1 pseudogene is annotated in these 311 nt (G+C 41.8%); it reads right to left on the bottom strand.

Annotated elements, in window-relative coordinates:
- Positions 1–245 (bottom strand): annotated as a pseudogene (locus A3751_RS01430) (hypothetical protein); the annotation flags it as partial.
- Positions 246–311: the final 66 nt, after the last annotated feature.

Below are 311 nucleotides of genomic sequence, written 5' to 3'. Positions count from 1 at the left end.
CCTGCGGTGGATGTTTGCTGCAACAATATAGTATCGGCGTACTTTGAGCTCTCGATATTCTTAGCGTTTACAGTGCCGATATAATGCGCGCCATTGTAAAGCAGGATATTTAACTCATCATCTTCGCCAACAAGATGCAGCAGTTTCATGATTCTTCGATAGTTACTCTCAAAAAGAGCACCAAGTTGGACAATATCGGGCACGTATTTTTTACGGCGCATGTTTTGACTGGATTTATTGGTCAAAATCGCCACTCCAAACATCATCAACTCGCGTTTTATTGAGCAGCAACCACTGAATAGCAATAATAG

This window comes from Oleiphilus sp. HI0080 (assembly GCF_001635135.1).
The sequence above is the reverse complement of the archived record's forward strand: the minus strand, read 5'-3'. Positions and strand labels throughout refer to the sequence as shown.